A 13,563-nucleotide genomic window follows, 5' to 3' on the forward strand; every position below is an offset into this window, starting at 1 on the left:
ATACCATTGAACAGAGAGTGCTGATGAGCGTAATTATCTGTCGATACACTACCGATACTACATAAAAAAAGCCAGCGTATAACACGCTGGCCTGATATTTACAATAAGCTTACCGATGCTTATCCTTATTCGTCGTCTTCCACGATGTCGTCATCATCGGCGTCAATGTCGTCGGCAGCGCCTTCGTCTTCGGCGATTTCACCGTCAACGCTGGCAACGCCATCCAACTCTTCATCTTCCACCGGTTCGGCTACACGTTGCAGACCCACCACATTTTCATCTTCAGCCGTACGAATCAGCGTTACGCCCTGGGTATTACGCCCAACGATACTGACTTCGGAAACACGGGTACGAACCAGCGTTCCGGCATCGGTGATCATCATGATCTGATCGGCGGCGTCTACCTGAACGGCGCCGACAACTTTGCCGTTGCGCTCGCTCACCTTGATGGAGATAACCCCCTTGGTGGCGCGGGACTTGGTCGGGTATTCGCTGACCGCGGTACGCTTACCAAAACCATTCTGCGTCACGGTCAGGATGTCGCCCTCGCCTCGCGGAATAATCAGGGAAACGACGCGATCTTCGCCTTGCAGGTTGATGCCGCGCACCCCGGTCGCGGTACGGCCCATGGAGCGCACCGCTTCTTCAGAGAAGCGAACGACTTTCCCATCCGCCGAGAACAGCATGACTTCGTTGCTGCCGTCGGTCAGATCGACGCCAATCAGCTCATCGCCGTCATTCAGATTAACGGCGATGATGCCGGCGCTGCGCGGACGGCTGAATTCGGTCAGCGCGGTTTTCTTCACCGTTCCGCTGGCGGTCGCCATAAAGACGTTCAGCCCTTCTTCGTATTCCCGTACCGGTAAAATCGCCGTGATACGTTCATCCGGCTCCAGCGGCAGCAGGTTGACGATAGGACGGCCGCGCGCGCCGCGGCTGGCTTCCGGCAACTGATAAACCTTCATCCAATACAGACGGCCACGGCTGGAGAAGCACAGGATCGTATCGTGCGTATTGGCGACCAACAGACGATCGATAAAGTCTTCTTCTTTAATACGCGCGGCGGATTTGCCGCGCCCGCCGCGGCGCTGCGCTTCATAGTCACTCAGCGGCTGATATTTAACGTAGCCCTGATGCGACAAGGTTACGACCACATCTTCCTGATTAATCAGATCTTCGATGTTGATATCAGCGGTATTGACGGTGATTTCAGTACGGCGCTCGTCACTGTATTGTTCCTTGATGGCTTCCAGCTCTTCGCGGATCACTTCCATCAGGCGCTCAGGACTTTCCAGGATATAAAGCAGTTCGGCGATTTGCTCCAACAACGCTTTATATTCATCCAACAGTTTTTCATGCTCCAGACCGGTCAGTTTCTGCAAACGCAGATCCAGAATCGCCTGAGCCTGTTGCTCCGTCAGATAGTAACGCCCGTCGCGGATGCCGAACTCCGGCTCCAGCCATTCAGGACGCGCGGCGTCGTCGCCCGCACGTTCCAGCATCGCGGCAACCGTACCCAGCTCCCACGATTGGGCGATCAATCCGGCCTTCGCCTCCGCCGGCGATTGCGCCCGGCGAATCAGCTCGATGATCGGATCGATGTTAGCCAGCGCAATCGCCAGACCTTCCAGGATGTGCGCGCGGTCGCGGGCTTTACGCAGTTCAAAAATGGTCCGGCGGGTCACCACTTCACGGCGGTGACGGACAAACGCGGCGAGAATGTCCTTCAGCGGCATAATCTTCGGCTGGCCCTGATGCAGCGCCACCATGTTGATGCCGAAAGAGGTTTGCAGCTGCGTCTGGGAGTAAAGGTTGTTCAGAACCACTTCGCCCACGGCATCGCGTTTGATCTCGATGACGATACGCATACCGTCTTTATCGGATTCGTCACGCAGCGCGCTGATGCCCTCGATACGCTTGTCTTTCACCAGTTCGGCAATCTTTTCAATCAGGCGCGCTTTGTTCACCTGATAAGGAATTTCATGCACGATAATGGTTTCACGCCCGTTTTTATCGTCGACTTCCACCTCGGCGCGCGCGCGAATATAAATCTTGCCGCGTCCGGTACGGTAAGCCTCTTCGATACCGCGCCGGCCATTAATAATGGCGGCGGTCGGAAAATCCGGCCCTTTAATATGCTCCATCAACCCTTCAAGGCTGATGTTTTCGTCATCGATATAAGCCAGACAGCCATTCACCACTTCCGTCAGGTTATGCGGCGGAATGTTGGTCGCCATCCCCACCGCAATACCGGAAGACCCGTTAACCAACAGGTTAGGTATACGGGTTGGCATGACGTCGGGAATTTGCTCCGTGCCATCGTAGTTCGGCACGAAATCAACGGTATCTTTTTCCAGATCGGCTAACAACTCATGGGCGATTTTCGCCATGCGTATTTCGGTATAACGCATAGCCGCCGCTGAGTCGCCGTCAATTGAACCAAAGTTGCCCTGTCCGTCAACCAGCATGTAACGCAGTGAAAACGGCTGCGCCATACGTACGATAGTTTCATAAACGGCAGAATCGCCGTGTGGGTGATATTTACCGATCACATCCCCAACGACGCGGGCCGATTTTTTATAAGGTTTGTTCCAGTCATTCCCCAATACACTCATCGCGTATAACACGCGGCGGTGTACCGGCTTTAGTCCATCACGAACATCTGGTAACGCACGCCCGACAATAACGGACATGGCATAGTCCAGATATGAGCTCTTAAGCTCTTCTTCGATGTTGACCGGTGTGATTTCTCTGGCAAGGTCGCTCATGGAGCCGCTATCCCTCTATTTATGCATCTACCCGAGTTCAAAAGGTGAAAAAGTATATCACAAACCGCAGTTTCGGGGGAAACTCCCCGCCATTCAGCAAATGATATCTTCCGGGCATGGCCGTTAACGGATACGGCCGGAACCCGGTGATAACGAAACGATGATTGCTACAACATTGCAGGCGCTGACGATATACTCGCAGCAGATAACGCTAACCAAAGGTCGTAATTGCACATGAATGCAGAAAATCAGAAACCGAATGTCGACCAGCAGGAAATAGCCAAATTTGAGGCGATAGCCCCCCGCTGGTGGGATTTGGAAGGTGAATTCAAACCCTTGCACCGCATCAACCCGCTGCGGCTGGGTTATATCGCGCAGCGCGCCGAGGGGCTGTTCGGCAAGAAAGTGCTGGATGTAGGCTGCGGCGGCGGTATTCTGGCCGAAAGCATGGCAAAGGAAGGCGCCGATGTCACCGGCCTGGATATGGGCGCGGAACCGTTGCAGGTGGCCCGCCTACACGCGCTGGAAAGCGGCATGACGATGAATTACATTCAGGAAACCGTGGAAGCGCATTCCCAGGCGCACCCCGGCGAATACGATGTGGTTACCTGCATGGAAATGCTGGAGCACGTTCCCGATCCGCAGTCAGTGGTTCAAGCCTGCGCGCAGTTAGTCAAGCCGGGCGGCCACGTGTTCTTCTCCACCATTAATCGCAACGCCAAAGCCTGGGCGATGGCCGTTATCGGCGCCGAATACATTTTGAAGATGGTGCCGCGCGGAACGCACGATATAAAAAAATTCATTCGCCCGGCGGAGCTGATCGGCTGGATCGATACCACGCCGTTGCGCGAACGGCACATCATCGGGCTGCACTATAACCCGTTGACGGACCACTTCAAACTCGGCCCCAATGTAGACGTCAATTATATGCTGCACACCCGGCGCGAAGCGTAAGTTCGACATCCAATGATATGGCGCCCCCGCTTCGTTCGACGCAACTGTTGCGTATGCGCGCATTTCCCGTCATCCCTGCCGCGGTAGGCAGGGATCGGCGAGCGGCCTTAAAATAACCAGACAATTCCTAGTACCGTTGGTCATATGAGCGTTTGAGCGGTATGATAAAACCCATCGCGAGCAAGAAAGCGGCAACCGATCAATTATTTATTTTTTTATCCCCATCCATTGACAGGACCAGAGGCCGCGAGTAAACCGGCGCTTAGCAAATAAATAACATTTACTACCCAAGTTATCCACAATTTAGCGTGATTTTGTTCACTTGCAATAACACGCTTTTCTCATTATCTTGTTATCAAACTAAACCCCACCCCCTACATATAGTGTTTGCGTTAAGCGAAAAGGCACCACTGTGTCTGACGTTTTTTTTGTCTATGCGCACCCCGTGTAGGGTTAAAAAAATGGATAGGTATTACGTCCCATGAACCAGAGCCTGCTAGTAACCAAACGCGATGGCAGTAAAGAAAAAATCAATCTGGACAAAATCCACCGAGTCATCACCTGGGCCGCGGAAGGATTGCACAATGTCTCTGTTTCTCAGGTCGAGTTGCGATCCCACATTCAGTTCTACGACGGCATCCGCACCGCTGATATCCATGAAACCATTATCAAAGCAGCGGCCGATCTGATCTCCCGCGAAAGCCCGGATTACCAGTATCTGGCCGCGCGCCTGGCCATTTTTCACCTGCGTAAAAAAGCCTACGGCCAGTTCGAACCGCCAACGCTGTTGGCTCACGTCGCCAAAATGGTCGACATGGGCAAATACGACAAGCACCTGCTGGAAGACTATACGGCGGAAGAGTTCGCCGAGATGGACGGCTTCATCGACCACTGGCGCGACATGAATTTCTCTTATGCCGCGGTCAAACAGCTGGAAGGGAAATACCTGGTGCAGAACCGCGTTACCGGCGAAATCTACGAAAGCGCGCAATTTCTGTATATTCTGGTCGCCGCCTGCCTGTTCTCCGGCTATCCGCGGGAAACCCGTCTGAATTACGTGAAGCGCTTCTACGACGCGATCTCGACGTTTAAAATTTCGCTGCCGACGCCGATTATGTCCGGCGTCCGCACGCCGACCCGCCAGTTCAGCTCTTGTGTTCTGATCGAGTGCGGCGACAGCCTGGATTCCATCAACGCGACATCCAGCGCCATCGTAAAATATGTGTCGCAACGCGCGGGCATCGGCATCAATGCTGGCCGCATCCGCGCGCTGGGCAGCCCGATCCGTGGGGGCGAAGCCTTTCATACCGGCTGTATCCCGTTCTATAAACATTTCCAGACCGCGGTGAAATCCTGTTCGCAGGGCGGCGTGCGCGGCGGCGCGGCCACGTTGTTTTACCCATTGTGGCATCTGGAAGTGGAAAGCCTGCTGGTCTTGAAAAATAACCGCGGCGTTGAAGGCAACCGCGTCCGCCATCTCGACTACGGCGTGCAGCTCAACAAGCTGATGTATCAACGTTTGGTGAAAGGCGAAGAGATTACGCTGTTCAGCCCGTCGGACGTGCCGGGGCTCTATGACGCCTTCTTCGCCGATCAGGACGAATTCGAACGTCTCTACGTGCAATACGAGCAGGACGACAGCATCCGCAAGCAGCGTATCAAAGCGGTCGAGCTGTTCTCTCTGATGATGCAGGAGCGCGCCTCGACGGGCCGTATCTATATTCAGAACGTAGACCACTGTAATACCCACAGTCCGTTCGACGCTAACATAGCGCCGGTACGCCAGTCCAACCTGTGCCTGGAAATCGCCCTGCCGACCAAGCCGCTGGAAGATGTTAACGACGAAAACGGCGAGATCGCGCTCTGTACGCTATCCGCCTTTAACCTCGGCGCTATCGACAGCCTCGACGATCTGGAAGAGCTGGCGACGCTGGCGGTACGCGCGCTGGATGCGCTGCTGGATTATCAGGACTACCCGATCCCGGCCGCCAAACGCGGCGCGATGGGCCGGCGTACTCTGGGCATCGGCGTCATTAACTTCGCCTACTACCTGGCGAAAAACGGCGTTCGTTATTCCGACGGCAGCGCCAACAACCTGACGCACAAAACGTTTGAAGCTATTCAGTATTATCTGCTGAAAGCGTCCAACGTACTGGCGCGCGAGCAAGGCGCCTGCCCGTGGTTCAACGAAACGACCTACTCCCAGGGCATATTGCCGATTGATACCTACAAACGCGATCTTGACGCGATTTGTAACGAATCGCTGCATTATGACTGGGAAACGCTGCGTAACGACATTAAAGAATACGGCCTGCGCAACTCTACGCTGTCCGCGCTGATGCCGTCTGAAACCTCTTCGCAAATCTCCAACGCCACTAACGGCATTGAACCGCCGCGCGGCCACATCAGCGTTAAGGCGTCTAAAGATGGTATCTTGCGTCAGGTGGTGCCTGAGTATGAAAAGCTGAAAGACGCCTACGAACTGCTGTGGGAAATGCCTAGCAACGACGGTTATCTGCAGTTGGTCGGCCTGATGCAAAAATTTGTCGATCAGGCGATTTCGTCCAACACCAACTACGATCCGTCACGTTTCCCATCGGGAAAAGTGCCGATGAAGCAGTTGCTGAAAGATCTGCTGACGGCGTATAAGTTCGGCGTAAAAACGCTCTATTATCAGAACACCCGCGACGGCGCGGAAGATGCGCAGGACGATCTGCTGGCCGCCGAGCCGCAGGACGACGGTTGCGAAGGCGGAGCCTGTAAGATTTAAGCCTTTTATAATTTATAAGGTTGCTGACAAAACACCCCCTCCCATCCTCCCCCTTATCAGGGGGAGGCGCCACCCCAGCCCTCCCCTGTGAAGGGGAGGGCTGGGGTGGGGTTGATTCAGCCAACCTCAGTCAGGTATGCAAACGCTTCATTTTTATGGCGGGCCGCCGCAAGCGGCGTTAAAAAATGCTGCGGCATTTTTTGGAGAGATCTATGGCCTATACCACTTTTTCACAGAATAAAAACGACCAGTTACTAGAACCTATGTTCTTTGGTCAATCGGTTAACGTTGCCCGTTACGATCAGCAAAAATACGAAATCTTTGAAAAGCTGATCGAAAAACAGCTCTCTTTCTTCTGGCGTCCGGAAGAGGTTGACGTTTCCCGCGATCGCATCGACTATCAGGGGCTGCCGGAGCACGAAAAACACATTTTTATCAGTAACCTGAAATACCAGACCCTGCTGGATTCCATTCAAGGCCGCAGCCCGAACGTGGCGCTGCTGCCGCTGATTTCCATTCCGGAGCTGGAGACCTGGGTGGAAACCTGGTCGTTTTCCGAAACCATCCACTCACGCTCCTACACGCATATCATCCGTAACATCGTCAACGATCCGTCGCTGGTGTTTGACGACATCGTGACCAATGAAGAGATCCTGAAGCGCGCCAAGGACATTTCCGGTTATTACGACACGCTTATCGAGATGACCGGTTACTATCACCTGTTGGGTGAAGGAACCCACCTGGTGAATGGTAAAACCGTTACCGTTAACCTGCATGAGCTGAAAAAGAGCCTGTATCTGTGCCTGATGAGCGTCAACGCGCTGGAAGCGATCCGCTTCTACGTCAGCTTCGCCTGTTCGTTCGCCTTTGCCGAACGCGAACTGATGGAAGGCAACGCGAAAATCATCAAGCTGATCGCCCGTGATGAAGCGCTGCACCTGACCGGCACCCAGCATATGCTGAACCTGATGCGTTCAGGCCACGACGATCCGGATATGGCCCAGATCGCGGCAGAATGCCAGCAAGAATGCTATGACCTGTTCGTGCTCGCCGCACAGCAGGAAAAAGAGTGGGCCGAATATCTGTTCCGCGACGGCTCCATGATTGGTTTGAATAAAGATATTCTTTGTCAGTACATTGAATACATCACCAATATCCGCATGCAGGCCGTAGGTCTGTCGCTGCCGTTTGAAACGCGCACCAATCCGATTCCGTGGATTAACGCCTGGCTGGTTTCCGATAACGTGCAGGTTGCCCCGCAGGAAGTGGAAGTCAGTTCCTATCTGGTGGGTCAGATTGATTCTGAAATCAATGCCGACGACCTCAGCGACTTCCAACTGTAATCATGACGGCATCCACCATTACGCTGCGCGCGTCCGGCGCGCAGTTCACCTGTTCCGACCGGCACGCCACCCTGCTGGATGCGCTGGAATCTCAGCGAATGAGAGTGGAGTATCAATGCCGTTCCGGCTATTGCGGCTCATGCCGTATCCGCTTGCTCAAGGGTAAAGTGGCATACCGCCAGACGCCGCTGGCCTGCATTCAGCAGGGAGAAATCCTCCCCTGCTGCTGCATGCCCGTCAATGATATTGAACTGGATATGTGAATGTGTTCCGCGGCGAGGGTTACGCCTGTTCCTGTTCCGCCGCGACGGGCTGTTCGGTCAGCCAGCCGAGCACCTCGTCAATACCAAGCACATCCGCATAGCGGGCATTGAGATCCAACAGGGTGAAATCCAGCACGGATTGACTTCTGTCGCCGACAATCTCCCGCGGCACCACCACGTGGAACCCCGCCTGGAACGCTTCGATCGCCGTGGCGCGCAGGCTGCCGCTGGCGGTCACGCCGCCCAGGATCACCGTATCCACGCCCTGCCGCTTCAACCACATCGTTAGATCGTGACCGTGCAAATCGGAGATATAGCAAGTGGACTGCATCCGATCGAACGCAACGCCCTCCAGAGCCGCATCGGTCTGATTAAGGTAGGCGTCATCCGTCAGGACGGTGATAGAGGAAAACTTTTTCCCCCACATGCGGGAAAAAGGGTGATCTTCCTGATAAATCGTGCGGGTAAATACCGTCGGTAGCTGATGTTGTCCGGCCGACTTCAGTAACCGGCGCAGCGCGGTTTTATTAAACGACGTATTGATCGCCAGCGTCGACCCGGAATCCATAAAGGCATAGGTGACGTCCCGAATCAGAACCGCCGCCTTCGAGCCAAAACCAATTTTACTGGCGAACCCGGTCTGTGAATAAATGCGTTGGATTTCATCGGCCAGATAGCGGCGCTGACCGCCAGGCGTGTAGACCACCTTGAGGCCGTAGGTTTTCACCTCGCCATTTTCCTCCAGGCGCCTTAAGGTGCTGGCGGAGATCCCCAGCATTTTCGCCGCATCAGAAACCGTCAATAATTTATCGTACATAACACGCCATCCTGGTTAACCGGAAAAGACTACCACGCACAAACCGCGCGCTTAAAAAACAGGCGTGTTTAAGATTGCTGACAAAGTCGCCTGTAAGCCTGAGATACACGGGGCGAGGCGTCCCTGCGGGAACCTCATCCCCGTGTTTCCCCTAAAATCTAACGTTGTCAATGGCCTGAAACGCGGGCGTCTTTCAACGCCGCTTGCGGCGGCCCATCATCAAAAAATCATAATGTATTTATCGCCCGCCCGACGAATTGAGCGGCGGGCGGCCTATTTTCAGTGTCGACAGACCGGAGGCAAACAAGCATGCCAATCGGTCATCTGCTGATAATACAACCCTAAATCCGCCAGCGCCTGTTCGTTGCCGTGCCGGGCCACCCACTGCATGCCGATAGGCAATCCCGAACGGGAAAAACCAACCGGCAGCGCCAACGTCGGCACGCCGGCGTTGGTGAACGGCATATTAAACGCCGGCGAACCGGTAAGCGCCAGGCTATAAGGCGCCAGCGTCGGCGCGGCGGGCGTCATCAGAATATCCGCCTCGTCAAACAACGCGGCCAGCTCAGCCCGGTAACGGGCCCGCGTCTGCTGGGCCTGCAAATACTCATGGGCGGAAATAGCCAAACCCTGTTGCAGGAACTCCTGTAAATAAGCGCCGAATAAGTCCGGCGTTTGCATGAACGTCGAACGATGATAGGCCGCGCATTCGGCCTGCATCACGATCTGGTGCGCCTGGCAGGCCGCGGCGAAACTCGCCGGCAGCGCAATACTACGCAGCCGGACGCCATGTTCGGCCAGTTCGTCCATCGCCTGCCGGCAGGCGGCGCCGACCTCATCATCCACGTTGGCGAACCACGGATGCTCCACGATGCCGACAGTATAATCATGCTTTTCCCTTAATTGCAGCGGCGCGTAGGGCAGATTCTGCGTAGTTTCATCCCTGGGGTCCGGACCGGACAGCGCGTTATACACCAGCACGGCGTCTTCAACGGTGTGGGTAAAGGCGCCGACGTGATCCAGCGACCAGCTGGCAGGGATAACGCCGGCCTTACTGATACGCCCGTAGCTGGCCTTCAGCACCGTGACGCCGTTAAACGCCGCCGGGCGGGACAGCGATCCGGCGGTCTGCGTTCCCAGCGTCATCAGCGCCATACGCGCGCCAAGCGCGGCGGCGGAACCGCTGCTTGAACCACCGGGCGTATGCTGCGGATTCCAGGCGTTGCCGGTTTCCGGCGGCGTGCCTAAATTGGCGAACTCCGTCGTGGTCAGCTTGCCCAACAACAGCGCGCCCATCTCATCCAGCCGATCGATAACGCTGGCGTTTTCGCTCGAAATCATCCCCTGAAGAACTTTAGAACCGCCTTCGGTAGGCAACCCGCGAGTATGGAAAATATCCTTGGCGCCATAGGGAATGCCGAATAATACCGGTTTGCAGGCAATCGCCGCCATCTGCCGATCCAGCTCCGCCGCCCGTCGCTTGGCGCCGTCACGGTCGAGATAACGCCAGGCTTTGATCTGAACGTCGCGTTCGTCGATACGCGCCAGGAAATGAGACAGCAACTCCCCCGGCGAAACTTTGCGAGCGGCCAACAGCCGCCGGGTGGCGGCAATGGTGGCAAAAGGAGAAGGGTCCAACACGTTTTTCATAGAGCCGATCCTTAATTAGGGTTTGCTGGCGAACTGGCCATCAACGATCTGTTCATAAGGCATATCCTGCGTGATATTGCCGACGAATTTCTGGATGTCGATGGCGGTGGTGAATGCCTGGGGGGAAATAACCGCATCAGTGGGGTAGACATTGCTGTCGATCATGCGCTGCACCGCCGCATCCACTATTTTGCCGTCCAGAGAGGCGAACTCCAGACGAGCCACCTTTTTCGCTTCATCCGGATGCTGGTGAATAAAAGCCAGCGACTCATTGATGGATTTAACGAAACGCGCGACCAATTGAGGATTGTCGGCGATGAGTTTCTCCGAAGTATTGATGGTGGAGAAAGCGTACTCAGGGTAATCGCGGGTAAAGTCATAAACCACCTTCAACCCCTGCCCTACGCCCTGATCGGCCTGAGGTTCATAGACCACCGCGACGTCCGCCCTGCCGGCCAGCAATGGTCCCAGTTCCGAGCCATTCTGCACTTCGTTGAGCGTGACGTCTTTCTTGGGATCCAACCCCTGCTGTTGCAGCAAACGCATCAGCAGGGTATGAGACGTGCCGGGCGCCAGTCCGGAAACCAGCCGTTTTCCTTTCAGATCGGCAGGCGAATTAAAGGTAAAATCCGGCTTAGCCAGTATCCACACCGGCGCGCTGTTGGCGACGGCGCTGACGGCCTTGGCCTGGCCGCCTTTCTGCTGCGCGAACCCCACATGTTCGGGCCCGTGCACCGAGAACTGCGCCTCGCCGGACATCACCGCCGCCAGCGCGGTCGGGCCGGAGCCAGCCGAACGGATAGTCGTCACGTCAATTTGGTTCTGGGCAAAGATACCCTGATGTTTCGCCACATAAACCGGCAGATACAGCAGCGTGTGAAAAGCCTCGGTCACCAGCACGCGATCGGCCTTGCCGTCAGCGGCAAAGCTGCCGGCGGAGCCCAAAGTCAAAGCAGCGGCGCACAGCCATGAAACAATTTTATTCATCTGTGAATTCCTTCGGTTAACGGGTTACGGAACAAGCAAACGGCATGACTAACGATTCACGGACTGGCGTTCCCAAGGCAGCAGCCAGCGCTGTAATTGGATAACCAGCAGATAAAGCACGATGGCGACGAACAGCAAGGTAAAGACGCCGACCCACACCACATTGAGGTTGAACAGGTTGCCGGCGACGAAAATCATTTTGCCGAGGCCATAATCAGAGGAGATGAATTCCCCCCCGATATCGGCGATCAGCGCAAAACCGATATTCAGACGGAAGGCGGAGATGATCCATGGCAGCGTGGACGGGATCACCACCTTACGGAAAATCTGGTTCTTATTGGCGCCCAGCGAACGCATCAAGTTCACCTGACTGTCGTCAATCTGATGCGTACCCTGCCACGCCGACAGCAATGCCACGATATAAGTGGCGATAAACGCCAGGGCGATTTTGGAAAACATCCCGGATCCGAACCAGATAATGATGATGGGAGCCAGCGCGATTTTCGGCAGTCCGTTCAGGGCGATGAAAAACGGATCGAGAATGCGCGCCAGCGTGGACGAATACCACAGCAGCAGTCCAGACAACGACCCCAGCAGACTGCCCAGTACAAATCCGGTCACCGTGGCGTAAACCGTGACATAGGTGTTGGTCAGCAGTTCGCCGTTAGCCAGCAAACGGACAAACTCCTGCCAAATCCCCGCCGGCGATCCCATCAGAAAGGCATTGACCACGCCGCTGTCTACGCCGTATTGCCACAGCGTCACCATCCCGATGAGGATCAGCGCCCGCCAGCTATTATCTTTCAGCAGCGCCAGCGCTTTCTTCTTGCGCCGGCGGCTCGCAGCCGATGGATTGGCGCGCGTTTTATTCGCGGCGGTAGCGGGCATGTTCATAGCAGGCCTCCCAGTTGAATATCCATATCGGCCCATATCGCATCGAAAAACTGCTGATAGCGCGGATCCTTACGGGCGCCGATGGCTGAGCCGTGCTGCTTGGCCAGGCCGACTTCATAGGTTTTTTTATTCCACGTTGGCCGCTGCGACATCACCACGATCCGGTCTGACATGGAAATGGCTTCGCCGATATCGTGGGTGATCAGCACCACCGTTTTGCCATATTCGTTAAGAATCGACAGGATCTCCTCTTCCAGCACCAGGCGGGTCTGGTAATCCAGCGCGGAGAAAGGCTCATCAAGCAAAATGATGTCAGGATCGATAACCAAAGTGCGGATCAGCGCGGCTCTCTGGCGCATCCCGCCGGAGAGCGTGGACGGATAGGCGTGAGCGAAATCCCCCAAGCCATATTTCAGCAGATAGTCCATGGCTCGCTCATGGCGCTCTTTCTTCGGCACCTCGCTGATTTCCAATCCCAGACAAACGTTATCGAGGATGGTGCGCCAGGGAAACAGCAGATCCTTTTGCAGCATATAGCCCACCCGGCCTTTTTTGGGCATTGAGTAATATTGGTCAAATACCTGGATCTCGCCGGCGGAAGGCGTCAACAGACCGGCGATCATGTTGAACATGGTGCTCTTGCCGCATCCGCTGGGACCGACGATGCTAATAAACTCCCGGTGATAAATATCAATCGTGATGTCTTTAATCACGTCCACCACGTTTTCATCATGATCCAGAAACTGTTTTTTTACTCCCCTCATTGAGATAGCGACCGGGGGCGGCGCAGGGACGGTTGTCGATGTGTTGTTTATTGCAGGTGAAAGACTCATCACATACTCCTGATTAACAGCATTCCCAGAGACGCCATTGCCGCAGCATGGACGCATCGCCGGATATAGACCAAGAATGAAGGAAGTCGGTTGTGCAGGATCACCGTAGCAAAAACTTTCCAAACTTGTCTAATATGACAAACTTATCAAACTTGTCATTTCTGCTCATCCGCTTTTCCACTGACATGGCGTAAGTGCCGGGCAAAGAACGGCGAAAACGGCAAAACAACGGAAAATAACCACAGAACCCCACTGAATCCGGCCGCGCTTGGGTTACACTTAGC

At 55.1% G+C, this 13,563-nt stretch carries 10 protein-coding genes; 4 read left to right on the forward strand and 6 right to left on the reverse strand.

Going from position 1 to position 13,563, the window contains the following annotated elements:
* Nucleotides 1-125 precede the first annotated feature (125 nt).
* Nucleotides 126-2,768 (reverse strand): DNA topoisomerase (ATP-hydrolyzing) subunit A, encoded by a 2,643-nt coding sequence (gene gyrA / locus HC231_RS17085; RefSeq protein ID WP_208227932.1) that lies wholly within the window; start codon nucleotides 2,766-2,768, stop codon nucleotides 126-128.
* 234 nt (nucleotides 2,769-3,002) lie between these two features.
* On the opposite strand from gyrA, the gene ubiG reads away from it, so the two are divergent.
* From ubiG to yfaE, 4 genes are all read left to right on the forward strand, one after another.
* Nucleotides 3,003-3,722 carry a bifunctional 2-polyprenyl-6-hydroxyphenol methylase/3-demethylubiquinol 3-O-methyltransferase UbiG gene (gene ubiG, locus HC231_RS17090; RefSeq protein WP_208227933.1) on the forward strand — a complete coding sequence of 240 codons (720 nt, stop codon included), beginning with the start codon at nucleotides 3,003-3,005 and terminating at the stop codon, nucleotides 3,720-3,722.
* Between the two features lie 481 nt (nucleotides 3,723-4,203).
* On the forward strand, nucleotides 4,204-6,492 hold the full coding sequence (nrdA, locus tag HC231_RS17095; RefSeq protein ID WP_208227934.1) for a class 1a ribonucleoside-diphosphate reductase subunit alpha: 2,289 nt from the start codon (nucleotides 4,204-4,206) through the stop codon (nucleotides 6,490-6,492).
* A 212-nt stretch (nucleotides 6,493-6,704) separates the two neighbouring features.
* Nucleotides 6,705-7,835 carry a class Ia ribonucleoside-diphosphate reductase subunit beta gene (nrdB, locus tag HC231_RS17100; RefSeq protein ID WP_208227935.1) on the forward strand — a complete coding sequence of 377 codons (1,131 nt, stop codon included), beginning with the start codon at nucleotides 6,705-6,707 and terminating at the stop codon, nucleotides 7,833-7,835.
* A 2-nt stretch (nucleotides 7,836-7,837) separates the two neighbouring features.
* Entirely contained in the window at nucleotides 7,838-8,098 is a 261-nt protein-coding gene (yfaE, locus tag HC231_RS17105; protein ID WP_208227936.1) for a class I ribonucleotide reductase maintenance protein YfaE, read from the forward strand.
* 19 nt (nucleotides 8,099-8,117) lie between these two features.
* Here the strand turns inward: yfaE and HC231_RS17110 are convergent, their stop codons facing one another.
* The 5 genes from HC231_RS17110 to HC231_RS17130 form a co-directional block, all read right to left on the reverse strand.
* Nucleotides 8,118-8,915: an isochorismatase family protein gene (locus HC231_RS17110; protein ID WP_208227937.1), complete on the reverse strand. Its 798-nt coding sequence runs from the start codon at nucleotides 8,913-8,915 to the stop codon at nucleotides 8,118-8,120.
* Between the two features lie 279 nt (nucleotides 8,916-9,194).
* Nucleotides 9,195-10,565, reverse strand: coding sequence for an amidase (locus tag HC231_RS17115; RefSeq protein WP_208227938.1), 1,371 nt, complete (start codon nucleotides 10,563-10,565; stop codon nucleotides 9,195-9,197).
* Between the two features lie 15 nt (nucleotides 10,566-10,580).
* Complete coding sequence (locus HC231_RS17120) at nucleotides 10,581-11,552, reverse strand: ABC transporter substrate-binding protein (RefSeq protein WP_208227939.1); 972 nt, start codon at nucleotides 11,550-11,552, stop codon at nucleotides 10,581-10,583.
* Between the two features lie 48 nt (nucleotides 11,553-11,600).
* The gene (locus HC231_RS17125; RefSeq protein ID WP_208227940.1) at nucleotides 11,601-12,446 is read right to left on the reverse strand and encodes an ABC transporter permease; all 846 of its coding nucleotides are present in this window, start codon (nucleotides 12,444-12,446) and stop codon (nucleotides 11,601-11,603) included.
* Nucleotides 12,443-13,279, reverse strand: coding sequence for an ABC transporter ATP-binding protein (locus tag HC231_RS17130; protein ID WP_208227941.1), 837 nt, complete (start codon nucleotides 13,277-13,279; stop codon nucleotides 12,443-12,445). Before HC231_RS17130 ends, HC231_RS17125 begins: the two co-directional genes overlap by 4 nt.
* Between the last annotated feature and the right edge of the window lie 284 nt (nucleotides 13,280-13,563).

This window comes from Brenneria izadpanahii, assembly GCF_017569925.1.
Taxonomy (GTDB): Bacteria; Pseudomonadota; Gammaproteobacteria; order Enterobacterales; family Enterobacteriaceae; genus Brenneria; species Brenneria izadpanahii.